At 73.1% G+C, this 19,541-nt stretch carries 15 protein-coding genes; 10 read left to right on the plus strand and 5 right to left on the minus strand.

Translation table 11 applies throughout. The annotated features are described in order from the left end of the window. Positions 1-45 precede the first annotated feature (45 nt). Positions 46-2,928 (plus strand): ATP-binding protein, encoded by a 2,883-nt coding sequence (locus OG559_RS14970; protein ID WP_405116092.1) that lies wholly within the window; start codon positions 46-48, stop codon positions 2,926-2,928. Between the two features lie 54 nt (positions 2,929-2,982). Here OG559_RS14970 and OG559_RS14975 read toward each other — a convergent pair whose 3' ends face one another. From OG559_RS14975 to OG559_RS14990, 4 genes are all read right to left on the minus strand, one after another. Then, complete coding sequence (locus tag OG559_RS14975) at positions 2,983-4,647, minus strand: glycoside hydrolase family 10 protein (RefSeq protein ID WP_405116094.1); 1,665 nt, start codon at positions 4,645-4,647, stop codon at positions 2,983-2,985. 642 nt (positions 4,648-5,289) lie between these two features. Then, positions 5,290-6,015 (minus strand): methyltransferase domain-containing protein, encoded by a 726-nt coding sequence (locus OG559_RS14980; protein ID WP_405116096.1) that lies wholly within the window; start codon positions 6,013-6,015, stop codon positions 5,290-5,292. 106 nt (positions 6,016-6,121) lie between these two features. Beyond that, positions 6,122-6,439, minus strand: a complete 318-nt coding sequence (locus OG559_RS14985; RefSeq protein WP_161686093.1) for a hypothetical protein — start codon at positions 6,437-6,439, stop codon at positions 6,122-6,124. A gap of 39 nt (positions 6,440-6,478) precedes the next feature. Then, entirely contained in the window at positions 6,479-8,116 is a 1,638-nt protein-coding gene (locus OG559_RS14990; RefSeq protein ID WP_405116098.1) for an ABC-F family ATP-binding cassette domain-containing protein, read from the minus strand. Between the two features lie 108 nt (positions 8,117-8,224). On the opposite strand from OG559_RS14990, the gene OG559_RS14995 reads away from it, so the two are divergent. The 4 genes from OG559_RS14995 (at position 8,225) to OG559_RS15010 (ending at position 11,275) form a co-directional block, all read left to right on the plus strand. Then, complete coding sequence (locus OG559_RS14995) at positions 8,225-8,989, plus strand: ROK family protein (RefSeq protein ID WP_405116100.1); 765 nt, start codon at positions 8,225-8,227, stop codon at positions 8,987-8,989. A 110-nt stretch (positions 8,990-9,099) separates the two neighbouring features. Continuing rightward, entirely contained in the window at positions 9,100-9,468 is a 369-nt protein-coding gene (locus OG559_RS15000) for a tetratricopeptide repeat protein (RefSeq protein WP_405116102.1), read from the plus strand. Between the two features lie 126 nt (positions 9,469-9,594). After that, entirely contained in the window at positions 9,595-9,849 is a 255-nt protein-coding gene (locus tag OG559_RS15005) for a Smr/MutS family protein (protein ID WP_117664998.1), read from the plus strand. Positions 9,850-10,204: 355 nt separating this feature from the next. Further along, a complete protein-coding gene (locus OG559_RS15010) occupies positions 10,205-11,275 on the plus strand; it encodes a trypsin-like serine peptidase (protein ID WP_405116104.1) in 1,071 nt (356 codons plus the stop codon). 124 nt (positions 11,276-11,399) lie between these two features. Here the strand turns inward: OG559_RS15010 and OG559_RS15015 are convergent, their stop codons facing one another. Next, complete coding sequence (locus OG559_RS15015; RefSeq protein WP_405116106.1) at positions 11,400-13,796, minus strand: M28 family peptidase; 2,397 nt, start codon at positions 13,794-13,796, stop codon at positions 11,400-11,402. Positions 13,797-14,069: 273 nt separating this feature from the next. Between OG559_RS15015 and OG559_RS15020 the strand changes: the two genes are divergently transcribed. From OG559_RS15020 to OG559_RS15040, 5 genes are all read left to right on the plus strand, one after another. Then, on the plus strand, positions 14,070-15,269 hold the full coding sequence (locus OG559_RS15020; protein WP_405116108.1) for a PP2C family protein-serine/threonine phosphatase: 1,200 nt from the start codon (positions 14,070-14,072) through the stop codon (positions 15,267-15,269). Beyond that, positions 15,266-17,023: an ATP-binding protein gene (locus OG559_RS15025; RefSeq protein ID WP_405116110.1), complete on the plus strand. Its 1,758-nt coding sequence runs from the start codon at positions 15,266-15,268 to the stop codon at positions 17,021-17,023. Before OG559_RS15020 ends, OG559_RS15025 begins: the two co-directional genes overlap by 4 nt. After that, complete coding sequence (locus OG559_RS15030; protein ID WP_350887786.1) at positions 17,020-17,472, plus strand: response regulator; 453 nt, start codon at positions 17,020-17,022, stop codon at positions 17,470-17,472. The genes OG559_RS15025 and OG559_RS15030 overlap by 4 nt, the downstream gene beginning before the upstream one ends. Then, positions 17,465-18,274: an inositol monophosphatase family protein gene (locus tag OG559_RS15035; RefSeq protein ID WP_405116112.1), complete on the plus strand. Its 810-nt coding sequence runs from the start codon at positions 17,465-17,467 to the stop codon at positions 18,272-18,274. Before OG559_RS15030 ends, OG559_RS15035 begins: the two co-directional genes overlap by 8 nt. A gap of 282 nt (positions 18,275-18,556) precedes the next feature. Then, positions 18,557-19,519 (plus strand): coiled-coil domain-containing protein, encoded by a 963-nt coding sequence (locus OG559_RS15040; RefSeq protein WP_405116673.1) that lies wholly within the window; start codon positions 18,557-18,559, stop codon positions 19,517-19,519. Positions 19,520-19,541 lie beyond the last annotated feature (22 nt).

Here is a 19,541-nt window from a genome sequence, read left to right on the forward strand (position 1 = left end):
ATGGGGCAGCATGAACCCGTCGTAACGGGGGCGGAGGTTCGACTTATGTCGCCAGGGAACCACCTCCCGAGCGGTTGGGTGACCTTCGTGTTCACCGACATCGAGGGTTCGACACGGCTGGCCCAACTGCTCGGCCCGGAGTACCGCCCGGTGCTGCGGGAACACCGCCGCCTGCTGCGCCACACCCTGGCCGGCACCGACGGAGCGGAGCTGCTGACCGAGGGCGACTCGTTCTTCATCGCGTTCCCCGACGCCGGCGCGGCGCTCACCGCCTGCCTCTCCGCACAGCGCGCGCTGTCCACCCACGACTGGCCGGCACCCGAGGCCGCGCCCCGGGTCCGGATGGGCCTGCACACGGGCTGGGCCGAGCCGCGCGACGGCGAGTACGCCAGCGCCGAGGTGCACCGGGCCGCCCGGGTCGCCGCCGCCGCGCACGGCGGGCAGGTGCTCTGCTCGGGGTCCACCGCCCGGTACGCCGACCCACTGCCGGCGGGCGCGTCCCTCATCGACCTCGGGCTGTACCGGCTGCGGGGCTTCGACGACCGGGAACGACTGTTCCAGCTCGTCGCGCCCGGCCTGGAGCGGCAGTTCCCCCGGCCGCGCACCGCCGACGCGGTGGCGCACAACCTGCCGACCCAGGTCACCTCGTTCGTCGGCCGGGAGCCCGAACGGGCCGAGCTGCGCCGCCTGGTCGAGCGGCACCGGCTGGTCACGGTGCTCGGCGCGGGCGGGGCGGGCAAGACCCGGCTCGCCGTCGAGCTGGCCACCGGGATGGTGGAGGACCACCCGGACGGGGTCTGGTTCGTCGACATCGCCGCGGTGACCGACCCCGGGCTGGTGGCGTTCGCGGTCGCCGCCGTGCTCGGGCTGCGTCCGGAGCCCGGCCGCCCGATGGTGGACACCCTCGTCGAGTACGCCGCCGCCCGCCGGATGCTGGTACTGCTCGACACCTGCGACGCCCAGCCGTCCGCCTCGGCTGAGTTGATCTCCCGGCTGCTCGCCGGCGGGGGCGGGACCCGGGTGCTCGCCACCAGTCGCGAGTCGTTCGGCCTGCCCGGCGAGGTGGTGTGGCGGATCCCGCCGCTGTCCGTGGAGCCCCGGCCCGACGGTGCGGAGAGCGATGCGGTGGCGCTGCTGCTGGACCGCACGGTGGCGGCGCGGGGCGGACGGCAGCCGGCGCCGGCCGAGGCGGCGGACCTGCGGCGGGTGGTGCAGCGACTGGACGGTCTCCCGCTCGCCATCGAGCTGGCCGCCGCCCGGCTGCGGGTGCTCTCCGTGGGGCAGCTCGCCGAGCGCCTGGACGACGTGCTGGGCACCCTGGACGCCGGCCGGGACGACCTCGGCCCGCCCCGGCCCGAGCACGGCTGGACGGGCAATCAGCAGGACACCGTCGACCTGGTGGCGGCGTCCCGGGGCAGTGCGCCGCCCACCCCGGCCGTCCGGGCGATGCGGCGCTCGGCCCGGGAGCGGCACCTCACCATGCAGGCCACCGTCACCTGGTCGTACCGGACGCTCGGGCCCCGGGCGGCCCGGCTGCTGCGCTGGCTCGCGGTCTTCGCCGGGCCGGTGGACCTGCCGACCGTGGAGTGGTTGCTCGACGACGACCCGCTCGACCCGCTGTCGGTGCTGGTCGACAAGTCGATGATCCAGGCCGAGCCGCACGCCGCGGGAGGCACCTACCGGATGCTCGACCCGATCCGGGCGTACGCGGCGCGCCGACTGGTGCAGGCGGGGGAGGAGCGGGCTGCCCGGGACCGGCACCTCGCGTGGTCGACGCACGCGCTGCGGCGGGCGCACCTCGGCCCGGACGGCCGGCGGGTCACCCTCTCCCTGTACGCCCTGGACCCGCTCGCCGGCGAGCTGCGGGCCGCCCTGCGTTGGTGTGCCACCGGCGGCAGCGCCCGGGCGGGGCTGCGCCTGGCCGGTGGGCTGGACCAGTGGTGGCGGGAACGTGGGCTGGCCCGGGAAGGGCGGCTCTGGCTGTTCCGGCTGTACGGCCGGATGGCCGAGACCGGGGAGGTCGTCCCGGATGACGAGCTGGCGGCGGCGTACCACATGCACTCGCTGCACGCCGGTGCGGACGGCGAGTTCACCGAGGAGCTGCGCTACTCCCAGCGGGCCGAGGCGGTGGCCCGGCAGGCCGGCGACGCCGGCCTGCTGGCCCGGGTGCTGGCCGGGCGGGCGGGGCCGCTGATCGACCTGGGGCAGTTCGCCGAGGCCGAGCGGGTCTGCCGGGAGGTCATCGACTGGGCGCACGAGCGGGACGTCGTTTCCGACGGGCTGCTCGCCGTGTTCAGCCTCGCCGAGTTGCTCTGGCGGCGGGGCGCCCTGGCGGAGGCGGCGGAACTGCTCGGCGCGGCCCGCCCGGTCGAGGCGGCCCGCCCGGCCGACCGGGGACGCCGGTCGGTCGACATGCTGCTCGGCATGGTGGCGCTGGCCCGGGGTGATCTGGTCGCGGCGCACGAGCACCTGCTGGTCGCGCTGCGGTCCCGGATGACCCACGGGTTCCACCGCCGGGCCTGCGACACCCTCAACGCGATCGCGGTGCGGTGCGCCGCCGGGGGCGACCCGCTGACCGCCGCCCGGCTCTTCGGCGCGGCCCAGGCGATCCGGGCGAGCATGCGGTCGACGCCCGGCATCTGCGGCCCGTACTGGCTGGAGCAGCAGGCGGGGCTGCGCCGGACGCTGGGCGACGCGGCCTTCGACGACGCGTACGGCGAGGGCGGCGAGCTGCGGCTGGAGGAGGCGGCGGCGCTGGCGCTGGCGGTGGAGCACCCCGACCTGGGCGCGGACTCGACCCGGTTCCGGAGCACCGGCCCGGTCGTACCGCGCCAACTCGGCTCCCGAAGCGGACCGCCGCTCGGCGGGCCACCCGGAACGCGCCTGACCCGAGCCGCCCCCCCGCCAGCGGCCGGTGACATCAGTTGAGACAGGCGAATGCCCCGGGTCGCTGGAGGCGGCCCGGGGCATTCGCTTCCACTGTCAGCGCACGAAGCGCGGTGGGCTGACGAAACTCTCGTTGTACAGCCGGTCCAGCGCGGTCACGTGGTACGTGTACCGCTGGCCGGCCTCGGCGGTGGCGTCCACCCAGGACTGCACCGCGCCGGGGGTGGCCCGGACCGTGCCGACCAGGTGGGACGCGTCGGCGAAGCCGCACTTCCCGACCAGGCCGTTCCCGTCGAACCGGTAGATCGCGTACGAGGCCGCCTTGCCGAGCGGGCCCACGCCGTCGGCCAACTGCCGCCAGCTCAGCCGCACGCCGTCGTCCTGCCGCTGCGCGCCGGTCACCACCGGGGGCAGCAGCGGCTTCGCCGCCAGGTGCGGCATCGCCGGCACCAGGGCCGGGCGGGAGTAGTGCTCGGCGGCGTAGATGTCGGTCGCCCCAAGCCGGTTCGCCCGCACCTGCACGGCGGAGAAGTGCGAGTTGCCGAGCACCTCCGGGTACGACCGGTTGAGCGTCAGGTGGTCCGACAGCTCGCGCGGGTTCATCCAGAACGACCCGTACGCCGGGTCACCGCTCTTGTAGTCGGCCTGCCCGATGTAGAGCTGCACGCGGGTGCCGCGCACCGTCTCGGCCCACCACGGCACCAGCCGGGCGTAGTCGGCGGCCGGGTACTGGCCGATGTACCAGTAGAGCTGCGGCACGATGTAGTCGATCCACTCCTCCTTCACCCACTTGCGGGTGTCGGCGGAGATGATGTCGTACGACTGGCTGCCGGTGGTGTCCGAGCCGAGCGGGTCCGCCGACTTGTTCCGCCAGATGCCGAACGGGCTGGCCCCGAACTTCACCCACGACTTCGCTGCCTTGATCTTGGTGTTCATCTCCTGCATCAGCAGGTTGATGTTGTCGCGCCGCCACTCGGCCCGGTCGGTGAAGCCCCGGTTGAACTCGGCGAACGTCGCGTCGTCCGGCACCTGGTGGGTGCCGCTCGGGTACGGGTAGAAGTAGTCGTCGAAGTGCACACCGTCGACGTCGTACCGCTTGACGGCGTCCATCATCGCGGTCTGGACGAACTCGCGGACCTGGGGAATGCCCGGGTTGTAGTAGAGCCGGCTGCCGGCGACGCCGGCCGGCGGGTACGCGAAGGTCCACTCCGGGTGCTGCCGGGCCGGGTGGTTCGGGGCGAGCTGCGAGATGTCCGCACCCGCGCCGCCGGGAGCCGGCATGGAGATCCGGTACGGGTTGAACCAGGCGTGGAACTCCAGGTTGCGCTTGTGCGACTCGGCGACGAGGAAGGCCAGCGGGTCCCAGCCCGGGTCCTGCCCGCGCACCCCGGTCAGGTACTCCGACCACGGCTCGTGCGGCGAGGGCCAGAGCGCGTCGGCGGTGGGCCGGACCTGCACCACCACCGCGTTGTGGTTCAGCTTCTTCGCCAGGTCGAGCAGGCCCAGGTACTCCGCCTGCTGAGCGGCGATCCGGTCCGGGGAGGTCTGGGACGCCTTGCTCGGCCAGTCGATGTTGACCACCGACGAGATCCACATGGCCCGGAACTGTCGCTTCGGGGTGGCCGGGTCGGTGGTGCAGGTGGTGGTGGTGGTGGCGTTCGCGTCGGTCCCCGCCGCGCTGGCGGCCGTGGGGGAGACGGCGACGAGCGCCCCGAGCAGTGCTACGGCCAGCCCGGCGGCTCTGAGCCGAGTTGCCTTCATCCGGTGCGTCCCTTCGTTGGGGCTCGGCGTGACGGGGTCGGGTGGCGACGGACCCCGCGCGGCCGACCCCGGCCGTTGCGCGTGGCACACACCATCGGCAACATTCGCCGATGGGAATCTGTCGCTGGTAGGAAATTTTCACACCGGGTGGGGGTGGCGCAAGCCCCCCGGCCAGATCCGCGCCGACCGGCCACCCGATCGCCCCGGACGCGACCCGACCCGCCCGCCGGACCGTGACCCCACCGACACCGACGGTCGGGGTTCGCGGCTCGGCGCCGGCTGGGCCGGTGTCCTCGTCTCCATCGCCGCCGTCGCCGGCCTGACCAGCGTGATCCTGGTCGAGCTGGTGGCTATGGGCCGAATCGGCTTCGCGATCAGCCGGGACAGGCTGATCCCACCGTCGATCGCCAAGATCCATCCGCGCTGGGGCACCCCGTACCGGATCTCGGCCGTGATGACCGTGGCCGTGGCGCTGCTCGCGGGCTTCCTGCCTGGCCGACCTGGTCAGCATCGGCGCGCCCTGCCGCCGCAACCGCCTCGCCGCCCACCCCAAACCCTGACCACGTTCCCCGCCCCACCCAGACCCGCGCGCCATCCAGACCCGAACGGGACGAGGCGGGACGAGGCGGGGTGGGGTGGGGGTCAGGTGAAGAAGCGGGAGAGGTGGCGGGCCGTTGGCGGGGTGGCGTTCGGGGGGAGGGGGGTGAGGTCGGCGAAGATGCTGGCACCGTCGCAGCCCACGTGCAGGGGGTACCAGCGTGGGGTGCCCGGCGGGCGCTGGAGGCAGATGCCCTTGAACGTCTGCACGTCGAGCAGCCGGACATGGGTCGGGTCGGCCACCGCGTTCACGTGCTGCCACCAGGGGCTCATCACGTGCAGCACGCCGCCCGGCCGGAGCACCCGGTGACACTCGTCCACCAGGGGCAGGAAGTCGATCAGGTGCTCCAGGATGTGCACCGCGAAGAGCACATCCACCGAGTCGTCGGCCAGCGGCAGCGAGCCGGACAGGTCGGCCACCGCGTCCACCCCCGGGGCGGGGAAGAGGTCCAGCCCCAGGTTGCCCGGGTACTGCTTGGTGCCGCCGCAGCCCAGGTCGACCACGACCGGGTCCCGGCCGGCCACCCGGACCCGGCCCCAGACCCCGAACACCCCGGCGAGCCGGCCGACCAGGTCCCGGACCAGCCGGAGCTGCCCCGCGTCGTCGACCTCGCCGGTCAGGTGGGCCACCCCCTGGTCGAAGCGCACCCGCACCGCGAGGTCGCGCAGCCGGTCGTCGTGGGACGCCTGATCCGCCCACGCCTCGGCGAGAAAGTCGTCGACCGCCCGCAGCCGTTCGGCCGAGGGCGGGGTCAGGGCCAGCGCGACCATGGGCCACCTCCGCCGGCCGCGTTACCCGGATCCGCCGGGGCTATGCCCGCCGGGGCGGACCAATCCGGGCGGGCCAATCCGGCAGGTCAGCGGGAGACGCAGCAGGTCAGCCGGGGAGGCGGCGGGCCGGGCGGCCGGGGCCCCGGATGCGCTGCCGGGGCGACGGGGTGGCCGCCTTGGGCCGCTTGAGGTGGTACCGGTGCAGCTCGCTGCTGCCCGGCATCGACGGGTCCTCGCTCATCGCCACCAACTCCCAGCCCTGGTCACCGGCCCGGTTGAGATGGGCCAGCGACGTGTCGCCGTACGGGGTGACGTCGACCATCGAGCCGTCCGGGCCGTACCAGACGAAGACGATCTCCCAGCCGGTGTCGGTGCTGGCCGCCTGGCGACGGCGGACCAACAGCGCGTACTCCCACTTGAGCATGGGGTCATTGTCACCCCGGGACCGCCGGTCGGCACGCCGTCAGTCCTCGGCGATCCGCCCCGCGTCCACCCGCACCCGGCGGTTGACGGCCACCGCTTCGAGCATCCGCCGGTCGTGGGTGACCAGCAGCAGCGTCCCCGGGTACTCGGCCAGCGCCGACTCCAACTGCTCGATGGCCGCCAGGTCGAGGTGGTTGGTCGGCTCGTCGAGCACCAGCAGGTTCACCCCGCGCCCCTGGAGCAGCGCCAGCGCCGCCCGGGTCCGCTCGCCGGGCGACAGCGACGCCGCCGGCCGCAGCACGTGGTCGGCCCGCAGGCCGAACTTGGCCAACAGCGTCCGCGCGTCGGCCGGCGCCAGCTCCGGTACGGCCAGCTGGAACGCGTCCAGCAGGGGCTGGCCGCCGAGGAACAGCCCCCGGGCCTGGTCGACCTCGCCGACCACCACGCCGGGCCCCAGCGCGGCGTGCCCGGCGTCCAGCGGCAGCCGGCCCAGCAACGCCCCGAGCAGGGTGGTCTTGCCGGACCCGTTCGCACCGGTGATCGCCATCCGGTCGGCCCAGTCGACCTGGAGGGTCACCGGACCGAGGGTGAAGTCTCCCCGGCGTACCACGGCGTCGCGGAGCGAGGCCACGACGGCTCCGGCGCGGGGCGCGGCGGCGATCTCCATCCGCAGCTCCCACTCCTTGCGCGGCTCCTCGACCACGTCCAGCCGCTCGATGAGCCGCGCGGTCTGCTTGGCCTTCGCCGCCTGCTTCTCGCTCGCCTCGGAGCGGAACTTGCGGCCGATCTTGTCGTTGTCGGTGGCCTTGCGCCGGGCGTTCTTCACGCCCTTCTCCATCCAGGACCGCTGGGTGCGGGCGCGAGCCTCCAGCCCGGCCCGGGTGTCGGCGTACTCGTCGTACTCGTCGCGGGCGTGCCGGCGGGCCACCTCCCGCTCCTCCAGGTACGCCGCGTAGCCGCCACCGTAGTGCCGGACCTGCTGCTGGTGCAGGTCCAGCTCCAGCACCCGGGTCACCGTGCGGGTGAGGAACTCCCGGTCGTGGCTGACCAGCACCGTGCCGGCGCGGAGCCCGGTGACGAACTGCTCCAGCCGATCCAGCCCGGCCAGGTCGAGGTCGTTGGTGGGCTCGTCGAGCAGGAAGATGTCGTACCGGCTGAGCAGCAGCGAGGCCAGCCCCGCGCGGGCCGCCTGCCCGCCGGAGAGGCCGGTCATCGGGTGGTCCAGGTCGACGGCGAGGCCCAGCTCGGCGGCCACCTGCTCGGCCCGCTCCTCCAGATCCGCCCCGCCGAGGCCCAGCCAGCGCTCCAGCGTGTCGGCGTACGCGTCGTCGGCCCCCGCCGCCCCGGCGGTCAGCGCCTCGGTGGCCGCGTCCAGCGCAGCCTGGGCGGCCGTCACCCCGGTCCGCCGGGCCAGGAAGTCCCGTAACGTCTCGCCCGGCCGGCGCTCCGGCTCCTGCGGCAGGTGCCCGACCGCCGCGGTGGGCGGGCTGAGGGTGACGCTGCCGGCCTCGACCGGCAGCAGCCCGGCAAGGGTACGCAGCAGCGTCGACTTGCCCGCCCCGTTCACCCCCACCAGGCCGACCACGTCGCCCGGGGCGACCACCAGGTCCAGCCCGGCGAAGAGCAGCCGCTCCCCGTGCCCGGCGTCGAGATCCTTGACCACCATCGTCGCGCTCATGAGAAGGCGAGCCTATCGGTCGCGCCCATCGGCGTTCGGCGGCCGGTCCGGCGGTCGGTTCCGGCACCCGGCACCCGCGCCCGTCCCGCGCGGGGCAGACTCACCGGCGTGGCGACGACTCTGGCGATCGACTGCGGCGGCGGCGGCATCAAGGCATCGGTGCTCGACGGGGCGGGGACGATGCGGGCCCGGCCACTGCGGGAGCCCACCCCGTACCCCCTGCCGCCCGCACTGTTCGTGAAGACCCTGCTGGACCTCGGCGGCCGGCTGCCCACGGCGGACCGGGTGACCGTCGGGATGCCCGGCATGCTCCGGCACGGCGTGGTGGTGGCCACCCCGCACTACGTGACCCGGGCCGGCCCCCGCAGCCGGGTCGACCCCGACCTGTTGGCCGAGTGGTCCGGCTTCGACGCGCGTACGGCGGTCGCCGACGCCTTCGGGGTGCCCGCCCTGGTGCTCAACGACGCCGAGGTGCACGGCGCCGGGGTGGTGGCCGGCACCGGCCTGGAGCTGGTGCTGACCCTCGGCACCGGGCTGGGCAGCGCCGTCTTCGACGGCGGTGTGCTCGCCCCGCACCTGGAGCTGTCCCACGCCCCGGTGCGCTGGGGCACCACCTACGACACGTACGTGGGGGAGCCGGAGCGCCGCCGCCTCGGCGACGCGTTCTGGTCCCGCCGGATCCGGCAGGTGGTGGACGGGCTGCGCCCGGTGTTCCGCTGGGACCGGCTCTACCTGGGTGGGGGCAACTCCCGGCTGATCCGGCCCGAGCAGCTCGCCCGGATGGGCGACGACGTGGTGGTGGTGCCGAACACCGCCGGGATCGTCGGCGGCGTCCGCGCCTGGGACCTGCACAGGGGAAGGACGCCGGCCTGACCGTGCCGTCGTCGACCCGGTCCGGCGGGTTTCGCGGCAGGAACACTCGCGTTCCGCGCGGTGTTGTGCCAGCGTCGGATCAGTGACGGCGCGAGACGAGGAGGTGGGTCATGGATCTTCTGGCGGAGTACCGGCGGGCGACCATGTTCTTCGAGATGGGTGACGCGTCCGGAGCGGTTCGGCTGCTGGAGCCGATCGTCGAGGCCGAGCCGGGCAACTCCTCGGTACGACAGCTGCTGGCCCGGGCGTACTTCCAGACCGCCCAGCTCCACCGCGCCGAGGAGCAGCTGCGCGAGCTGGTCGACCGGGACCCCAGCGACCACTACGCGCATCACGTGCTCGGCCGGACGCTGGAGCGGATGAACCGCCCGACGGACGCGCTGCGGCACCTGCGGATCGCCGCCGCGATGCACTCGACGAACACCGACTACGCGACCGCGCTGCACCGGGTGGAGAACCGGGTCAGCGGCGGTCACTGACCGCGCCGGGCAGGGGGAAGGGGAACTCGCCCTTCCCCCTGCCCGGGCCCGAAGCCCGAGGCCCCTCCCGGCGACTGCGGGCCTACCATGGGCTGCCATGGGACGTGTACAGGTGGTGGAGGCGGAATGAAGCTCAAGCTGGACCTGCACGACATCTTCAACAAGGGCCAGGACATCGACCGCGCGCTGCGCGGGATCATGGACGAGGCGGTGGCGAAGAAGGCCACCCTCGTCGAGATCATCCCCGGCAAGGGCTCCGGCCAGCTCAAGAAGCGGGTGCTGCGCTTCCTCGACCAGAAGGACGTCAAGCAGCTCTACCACCGGGTGGAGAAGGACTCGAAGAACTTCGGCCGCCTCTTCATCCACTTCCGCTGGAAGTAAGCGACGGGTAGGGGATCCGCCAGTTCTTGAGGTGTCCGATGACGAGGGTGTACCATTTTGCCGCTCCCGCAATACATTCGATGGCCGATTTCTGTCATATCCGCGACAGTGTGCACATCCTCACGTCGCCACTCCGCGCCAATTTGGCATATATGCGATCACAGCGCGATCTAATGACGAAAACCAAGCATTTTCACACCTAAAACAATTAGGTCGGATTGGCCTCAAGTTTCTCCATCCGCATAATGGTGAATCCTCGATGGTCAAATCGAACGACGTGGCTAGCCTCTCTAACCATCAAGATCCACCCGAGAGGCAGGTACGGATGTCCTGGAAGTTACTACGTGGGCTCGTCGTGTCCACGACGTTCGCCGTGGCGGCGAGCATGGCTATGGCCGCTCCGAGCACGGCGGCGCTGACACCACCCAACATCGATGCGCTGCTGTCGGTCGATGGGGCGGTCAGCCACGTCGGCGAGTTCAGTCCGGAGGTGGCCCGTTTGGTCAAGGGCGCCGGCATCGCTGCCAAGGAGCGGGCCCTGGCCTCGTACTGGACACCGGAGCGGATGCGTTCGGCCCGCCCTATGGAAAAGATGATCTCCGCCACGACGGTCAAGGAACTGACAGCGTCCAGTCGGGCCAGTCGACCGCAAGGCGAGCCGTTCACGGTCCCCCCGGCCGCGCCCATCGAACTGGCTGCCCTACCGGCGATCAGCAGCGCGGCGACCGACATGACAATCAGTTCGACCCAGCCCCTCTACCCGATCGGGCATCCGGTGGCCCGCACCATCGGCAAGGTGTTCTTCACGCAAAAGGGGGAGGACTATGTCTGCTCGGCCGGCGTGGTCAACGCTACGGGTAAATCACTGGTCTGGACCGCTGGGCACTGTGTGACCACGTTGGACGCGAACGGAAAGAGGCGCTGGTCCAGCAACTTCACGTTCGTGCCGAACTATCATAACGGAAGCGCCCCCTACGGCCACTGGCCCGCGCTCATCCAGTATGCCGACAGCAACTGGGTACTCAACAACGATTACAAAGACGACGTCGGCGCTGTCCTCATGCCGCGCAACTCGCTCGGCCAACGAATCCAGGAGGTCGTGGGTGGCATGGGCATCACCTTCGGCCAGCCCCTCCAGTACACCTGGGCTTTCGGCTACCCGGCGGGATCACCGTTCAACGGGGAGACCCTGTGGAAGGCGAACAGCCCCGCCTCCGATGCCGGAGCCAGCATCATCTACATGGAAAACAACATGACAGGTGGCTCGTCCGGCGGCTACTGGCTCATCCAGTTCAACGGCAACACCGGTCTGATCAACGGGCACAACAGCTTTGTTTTGGACACCGTACCGGGCCGCATGTACTCGCCGTACTACGGCCTGGCCACCAAGAACTTCTACCTGTCGGTCGAGTCGTTGACCGTCTGAGCAGCGGAATAGGCACCGATCCGGCAAGCGGGTGCCAGGTCGGGACCAACCCGGCCTGGCACCGAGCGGGTCGCCGAGGAGCGTAACCGGGGAGGGCGGTCGGTCGCCCTCCCCGGTGACACGGTCACAGCGGGTACGTGCGGGCCACCGCGAGCATCTCCGAGCTGTGTGAGCCGACCACGCCGACGCCGGGCGGGCGGGGGCGGAAGCCGGGGATGGCGTCCAGGCCGTCGCTGGCGTCCATGGCCCGCAGCGTCGTCGGCCGGGTGCCGGGTGCCAACTCCAGGGTGATCTCGATGCCCTCCGGCGGCGGGGCGTGGAAGACCAGCCCGAAGCCCCAGGCCGCGCCGTCGGCGGGCCGACCGCCGTCGATCCGCCGCCCGTTCACGGTCGCCGACTCGACCACGGTCGCGCCGTCAAGGTGCAGCGTGGCGAGCCGCACCGGCCGCTGCGGGGTGAGCCGCACCCGCACGGTCCGCCGATCAGAGGAGCCAGAGCCGGTACCGGTGTCGGCGAGGATCTCCAGCTTCGGCGCGGGCACGTTCGCCGCCTGGGCCGGACCGCCCCGCAGCTCGGCGTCGCCGAGCCCGGGGAAGTCCCCGACCTCGGCCACCCCGTCGACGTACCCGTCGGTCCAGGGTTGGGGGTCGGCCTCGCGGCTGAGCCAGCGGGCCTGCCCGGTGCCGGCGTCCAGGGCGTACATCAGGTGGGTGGGCACCGGGTGGGCGGCGTCGAACCGGTCGACGGCGAGCCCGACCCCGGCGAACACCGCCGCCGCGAGCCCGGCGGCGACGGCCGGCAGCGCGCCCGCCCGGCGGGCCCGGGCCGCGACCATGCCGCGTTGCCCGCCGGCCTCCGGGTGCAGCAGGTCCACCACCGGCAGCGCGGCGAGCCCGAGCAGCACCGCGAACAGGGCCGCGACGCCGCCCATCGCCATGCCGAGCGCCGGGAAGAGCAGCACCACGGTCGGCAGCAGGATCACCACGGCGACCGCGCCGGCCAGGGTCACCGCGACCACCGGCCAGGGGCCGTCGATCCGGGTGCCCAGGGCGACCAGCCCGGCCGCCGCGCCGGCCAGGGCCGGCAGGGTCGTCAGGTACGCCCCGCCGGGCACCAGCAGCGCGAGCACCACGCCGAGCACGGCCAGCCAGCCCAGCCCGCCGATCGCCAGGGCGGCCGGGCCGACCCGGCGGCGGGTCAGCGCGTACCAGGCGACCAGGATCGCGGCGGCGAGCGCCACCACCGCGAGCCGGTACCAGGTCGGCCGGTACGGGTCGAGCAGTTCGGCGTAGCCGGGCCGCACGGCGGTGATCCCCGCCCAGAGCAACTGCGCGGCCAGCGGGGCGGCGACGATCGGCACCAGCGCCAGCCCGAACCCGGCGGCGAGTCGTCCGTACGTGGTCCGGCCGCGCCGACGGGCCAGCCAGCCGAGCGCGGCCACGGCGACCAGCGCCGCCAGCGCCAGCGGCAGCACCAGCCAGCCGGGGTAGCGGACCAGGCCGCCCGGAACGGGGAAGTACGTGGCGTCGTGCCCGGAGCGCAGGTCCGTCAGGTCGGCACGGCCGAACTCGCGGGCCAGGCCGAGCGCGTTGTCGCCATGCTGCTGGAGGCTGGCCCGGTCCATCGCGGCCGGGGTGTCCAGCGGGGTGTGGTAGATCGCCCCGCCGTCGATGTACGCCGAGTTCAGCCCGACGAACCCCGCCCGGTCGAGGAACGCGGTGAAGTCGGTGTCGTTGGGCAGCGCCCGGTAGATCTCCACCGCGAACGAGGTGCCGACGGGGTGTGGGGCGGCCCGGCCGAAGACGTCCACCAGCTTCGCGTTGTCCCGGGACGTCTCGAACATGATCACCGGGCCGGTGGAGCCGCGCGCCTCCAGGTTGAGCACCACCCCGCCGTCGGCGGCGAGCGGATGGTCCGCCGCGAACGCGGACGCCCCGCACAGGCACGCCTCCTCGGCGTCGGTGAGCACGAAGACCACGTCGTTGCGGGGGCGGGGACCGGCGGTCAGCGCCCGCGCCACCTCCAGGATCGTGGAGGTGCCGGCCGCGTCGTCGTTGCCGCCCGGCCCCGACTGCACCGAGTCGTAGTGGGCGACCAGGAACACCTTCCCGGTCGGGGCGGTGCCGGGCAGCCGGGCGACGACGTTGCGGACCCTGGCCAGGGTCGCCCCGGCGGCGGCCCCGCTGAGCTGGCCGGCCTCCTCGGCGACGGTGTCCTGCACCGTGGTCTCCAGGCCGAGGCCGCGCAGCACGCTCTCCACGTGCGCGCGGACCTGGTCGTTGGCCGGGCTGCCGGCCGGGTGCGGCCGGGCCGCGATGGCCTGCACGTTCTGGTACGCCCGCCCGGCGCTGAACGAGTCGGCCGGGGCGTCGGCCGGGGCCGGGTCGGGGGTGTCCAGGTCGTACGCGACGGTGCCGCCGACCGCGAGCAGGGCGGCGAGCGCGGCCAGGGCGGCGAGCGACCGGCGGCGGGGCCGGGTCAGCGCCCGGTCTGCGGCGCGGATGGGGGGCGGTGCGCCCACGGGGTCTCCTCGGGGGTGGGGCCAGGGTGGGCACCATCCTGCACCGCCGGGGCCCGCAGCGGGACCGCCCGTCGGGCCACTTGTTCCCTCTGCCCGCCCGGTTCGTGACGGAGGGCATGCCGCCCGTGCCGGGCCCGTCGTGTTGTGTGCGACCGTTGTCTAATACAGGATCAGCAGGGCACTCGGAAGGAGCCCGACATCACCAGCGATCTTCCGCGTCTCGCGGCGGTGACCCGGCCGCACCGGGGGCCCGGCCACGCCGGTCCCTCCGTCGTGCCGTACCCGCACGGCGGCCTCGGTCGGCATCCCAACCTGCCGCCCGGCGAACGACTGCGGGTGCTGCTGGTCGAGGACGACGAGGGCGACGCCTTCCTGGTCGGCGAGTTGCTCGCCGAGACCAACTCGATGATCGAGCTGTCGATCGCCAGCAGCCTGAGCGAGGCCCGGAAGCGGGTGATGGGCGTGGACTGCGTCCTGCTCGACCTCGGCCTGCCCGACGCCCAGGGGCTGGACGGGCTGCGCCAGGTGCTGGACATGTCCAGCGGTGCCGCAGTGTGTGTGCTGACCGGCCGCTCCGACGAGCACCTGGGCATCGTCGCGGTCGCCGAGGGCGCACAGGACTACCTGGTCAAGGGCCAGGTCGACGGCGTGCTGCTGACCCGGGCGCTGCGCTACGCCGTGGAACGCAAACGGGCCGACGTGAACGCCCGGCGGCTGCGCGAGGTGGAGCTGCGCCAAGCCGAATCGGCCCGGCTGGAGCGGGGCCTGCTGCCCCAGCCGCTGATGTCGACCGACCAGATCGCGGTGCACACCTTCTACCGGCCCGGCCGGCACGCGGCGCTGATCGGCGGCGACTTCTACGACGTGGTGCAGACCCGGCCGGACCGGGTCGACTTCATCGTCGGCGACGTCTGCGGGCACGGGGTGGACGAGGCGGCCCTCGGGGTGGAGCTCCGGGTCGCCTGGCGGGCCCTGGTGCTGGCCGGGGTGCCCGACGACGAGGTGCTGCCCGCCCTGGAACAGGTGCTGATGAGCGAGCGCCGACTTCAGGAGATCTTCGCCACGGTGGCCACCGCCCGGCTCGACCTGGCCCGCAACGCCGCCACCGTGCGGCTCGCGGGGCATCCGCCGCCGCTGCTGCTGTCCGGGGGTAAGGTCGCGCCGGTGCCGGCGCCCGGTGGCCTGCTGCTCGGCGTCCGACCGCGCCGGCCCATAGCCTTCGACCTGGAGTTCGACACCGATGACTGGTCCCTGCTGATGTACACCGACGGCCTGATCGAGGGCCGGGTGGGCGCTGGCGACGAGCGCCTCGACGTCGCCGGCCTGACCGCCCTGCTCGGCGAGCCGGACAGTCTCACCGTGCCGCTGGCCGGGCTGCCGGCCTGGCTGGTGGGGCGGGCGGAGCAGATCAACGGGGGGCCGCTCGCCGACGACGTCGCCATGCTCCTGCTCACCCGGGGCGGTGGCCGGTGACGGCGCGGCAGGCGAGCTGGACGCTGCACCGTCGAGTCGTCGCGCTGCTCACCGTGGTCGGCGTGCTGCTCGGCGTCTCCGTCGCGGTGGAGATCGCGGTCGCGGCGAAGAACCGGGAGCACATCCGCACGGTGCTCGACCGCACCGGCCCGCTGCGCGCCCAGTCCCAGGAACTGTTCAGCGTGCTGGTCGACCAGGAGACCGCGGTGCGCGGCTACGCGGTCACCGAGGACCGCCGTGACCTCGAACCGTACGTTGATGGTGGCCAGCGGGAACAGCAGCTCTACCGGTCCATGGACATGCTGATCGGCGGTTACCCGGCCCTTGCCCGGCAGCTCGACACGGTCAAGGTCGAGGCCGCCGACTGGCGGGCCGTGGTCGCCGAGCCGGTCATCAGCGCCACAGAGCGGGACGGCCGGGCGGCCGGGCAGGCGTTGATCACCGATCAGACCCGGCAGCGCTTCGACAAGATTCGCACCTCGGTCGCCGAGCTCCAGCAGGGCATCCTCGATGAGCGGGAGAAGGGCGCGGACGCCATCTACCGCACCAGCTCGATCCTGGTGGTGCTGTTGGTCGCGGCGGCGCTGGTGGTGGTCGCGGCCGGGGTGGTGCTGCTGAACTCGCTGAACCGGATGGTGGTCCGGCCGCTGACCAGCCTCGCCGAGCAGGTCCGCGAGGTGGCCGAGGGCGACTACCAGCACCACATCGCCGGCTCGGGCCCCCCGGAGTTCCAGCAGCTCGCGGGCGACGTGGACGCGATGCGCCAGAAGATCGCCAAGGACCTGGCGGAGGTGCGCGAGGCCCGGCAGAGCATCGAGTGGGTCAACAGCCAGCTCCAGAAGCAGGCCGAGGAGCTGGTCCGCTCCAACCGGGACCTGGAGCAGTTCGCGTACGTCGCGTCGCACGACCTGCAGGAGCCGCTGCGCAAGGTGGCCAGCTTCTGCCAGCTCCTCCAGCGCCGGTACGCGGGGCAGCTCGACGAGCGGGCCGACCAGTACATCGCGTTCGCCGTGGACGGCGCGCAGCGGATGCAGCGCCTGATCAACGACCTGTTGGCGTTCTCCCGGATCGGCCGGCTCACCACCGGCTTCACCGAGGTCGACCTGAACAAGGTGATGGGCGACGTGGCCGGGCAGACCGAGGCCGCCCGGCAGTACGCCGACGCCGAGCTGACCTGGGGTGAGCTGCCCACGATCCGCGGCGAGGAGCCGCTGCTGACCAACCTGCTGGCCAACCTGGTCAGCAACTCGATCAAGTTCCGCCGCCCGGACGTGCCGCCGAAGGTGCACGTCTCCGCGCGGCTGGTCGAGGACGAGTGGGAGATCTGCTGCCAGGACAACGGCATCGGGATCGAGCCGGAGTTCGCCGACAAGATCTTCGTGATCTTCCAGCGGCTGCACTCCAAGGACGCGTACCCGGGCACCGGCATCGGCCTGGCGATCGTCAAGAAGATCGCCGAGTACCACGGCGGCCGGGTCTGGGTGGACACCGACACCGCCGAGGGCACCGCGATCCGGTTCACCCTGCCGGCCCTGCCCGAGGACGTGGAGGCGGCGCGGGCGGCCGAGCAGCAGGCCGCCGAGGGCCCGGCCGAGGAGGCGGCGGACGCCGGGGAGCCGGCCGCCGCCGCGGACCCGGCAGTCGAGGACGCGGCCGGGGTGGAGCCGCCCCGCCAGGGCGGGGCGGGGGCGGAGAGGGCCGACGAGGCCCCGCAGAGCGACAGCACAGGTGGCGTTAAGGAGACGGTGACATGACCGCGCCAGCGGACGGCAAGAGCCCGATCGAGGTCCTGCTGGTCGAGGACGACCCGGGTGACGTGCTGATGACCCAGGAGGCGTTCGAGGAGCACAAGCTGCGCAACCGGCTGACCGTCGTCTCCGACGGCGACGAGGCGCTGGCCTACCTGCGGCGGGAGGGTCAGTTCGCGGACGCCGTCGCGCCGGACCTGATCCTGCTCGACCTCAACCTGCCCCGCCGCGACGGCCGGGAGGTGCTGGAGGAGATCAAGCAGGACGAGCAGCTCTGCCGCATCCCGGTGGTGGTGCTGACCACGTCCCAGGCCGACGAGGACATCCTGCGCAGCTACCAGCTGCACGCGAACGCGTACGTCACCAAGCCGGTGGACTTCGAGCAGTTCATCTCGGTGGTCCGGCAGATCGACGAGTTCTTCGTCAGCGTGGTGAAGTTGCCGCCGCGTGGCTGACACCCTGCTGGACGACGTCGCGGAGCTGCTGCACCGGGCCGCGGCGGACGTCGTACTGCCGATGTTCGGGAAGCTGGACGTCGCCGACGTCGCCGAGAAGGCGCCCGGCGAGCTGGTCACCGTCGCCGACCAACGGGCCGAGGAGCTGATCAGCGCCGGGCTGCGCCGGCTGCGCCCCGGCTCGCTGGTGGTCGGCGAGGAGGCCGCGGCCGAGGACCCGGGCCTGCTGGATCACCTGCGCGACGACGGGGACGTCTGGCTGGTCGACCCGATCGACGGAACCTCGAACTTCGCCGCCGGGAAGCGGCCGTTCGCCCTGATGGTGGCGCTGCTGACCGATGGGGCGCCGGTCGCCTCGTGGGTGCTCGACCCGCTGGCGGAGACGCTGGCCGTCGCCCGGGCGGGCGAGGGGACCCTCGTGAACGGCGGCCCGGTGCGTACCGCCGAGGAGGTGCCGCCGTTCGGCAGCCTGCGCGGTACCGCGATGACCCGGTTCCTGCCGCCGGAAACCCGGCGGCGCGCCGAGGCCGGCGGGGAGCGGATCGGCGAGCTGCTGGCCGGCCAGCACTGCGCCGGCCGGGAGTATCTCGACCTGCTCGTCGGCTCCCAGCAGTTCGTGCTCTTCTGGCGCACCCTGCCCTGGGACCACGCCCCGGGGGTGCTGCTGGTCCGCCAGGCCGGCGGGGTGGCCCGCCGGTTCGACGGCAGCGAGTACCACCCGGCCGAAGAGGGCCGGGGCCTGCTGGTCGCCGCGAACGAGCGGGTGTGGGCCGAGACCCGCGACGCCCTTGAGCTGGCCTGACCGATCCGCTGCGCGACCGGTCGGCAACCCTGCGCCGACATCGGTTTCGGGCGATGTCACGGGCCGGGCTGCGGGCCGCCGGTCCGGTATCCTGACCGGCGGTCTCCGCCCCGCAGGCCGCCACCCGGCGCCGGTGGAGGACGCCGCCGCGCCGAGGACGACCGGGCCCGGCGGTCGAGGGAAGGGACGCTGCCCGTGCCCAGTACCAGCCTCATCCGGCGTCGCGGCACCGGGCCGCTGAGCGTGCCGCCCGGCCGTCGCGGCACCGGGCCGCTGACCGTGCTGCTGGTCGCCGTCGCGCTGCTGCTCGGCGTCGGCGCGGTGCCCGCCTCGGCCGAGCCGAACGAGGGCGGGACGAAGCAGCTACGCGACGCGCTGGAGGCCGCCGCCAAGGGGCACATCGAGGCCAAGGCGAAGCTGGACAACTCCAAGCGTCGGCAGCTGTTGCTGGCCGGCCAGCTCAAGGCGGTCGAGACCCGGCTGGTGGAGCTGACCGCACAGGTCGGCGAGGTGGCCGTGCATTCGTACCGGCTGGGGCGGGTGAGCGCCCCGGCGCTGCTGCTGCAGAGCGCGTCGCCGGAGTCGTTCCTGCGTCGCGCCGCCGAGCTGGACGTGATGGCCCAGCGCGACAGCCGCCGGCTGCGCGACCTGGCCCAGGCCCGGGACGAGGCGACCCGCGCCAAGATCGGCATCGACACCGAGGTCCGTGAGCAGAAGAAGCAACTCGCCGCGATCGAGAAGAAGAAGCGGGAGGCCGAGAAGGCACTCGCGACGGTCAGCTCCGGCAGCGGCGCCGGGTTCAGCGGCGGCTCCTCCTCGGCCAGGCCGGCCCCGCGCAACTCCGACGGGTCCTGGCCCTCGGAGTCCTGCTCGGTCAACGACCCGACGACCTCCGGCTGCATCACCCCGCGCACCCTGCACGCCATGCAACAGGCCAAGGCCGCCGGCTACAAGCGGTACGTCTCCTGCTTCCGCGGCGGCGGCGGCGGCGAGCACCCCAAGGGGCGGGCCTGTGACTTCTCCGCCGCCACCAGCGGCTTCAAGGACGAGACGGCCAGCGGCGGGGACAAGGCGTACGGCGACAGCCTGGCCAACTACTACAAGAACAACGCCAGCCGGCTCGGGGTGCTCTACGTGATCTGGTACCGGCAGATCTGGATGCCGAACACCGGGTGGCGGGCGTACAGCGGCAGCGGCAGCCCCGCCGCCGACCACACGAACCATGTTCATCTCTCGATGTACTGACCCGAAATGCCAGGTCCGCTGC

Origin of the sequence: Micromonospora sp. NBC_01405 (genome assembly GCF_045040155.1) — a bacterium.
Taxonomy (GTDB): Bacteria; Actinomycetota; Actinomycetes; order Mycobacteriales; family Micromonosporaceae; genus Micromonospora.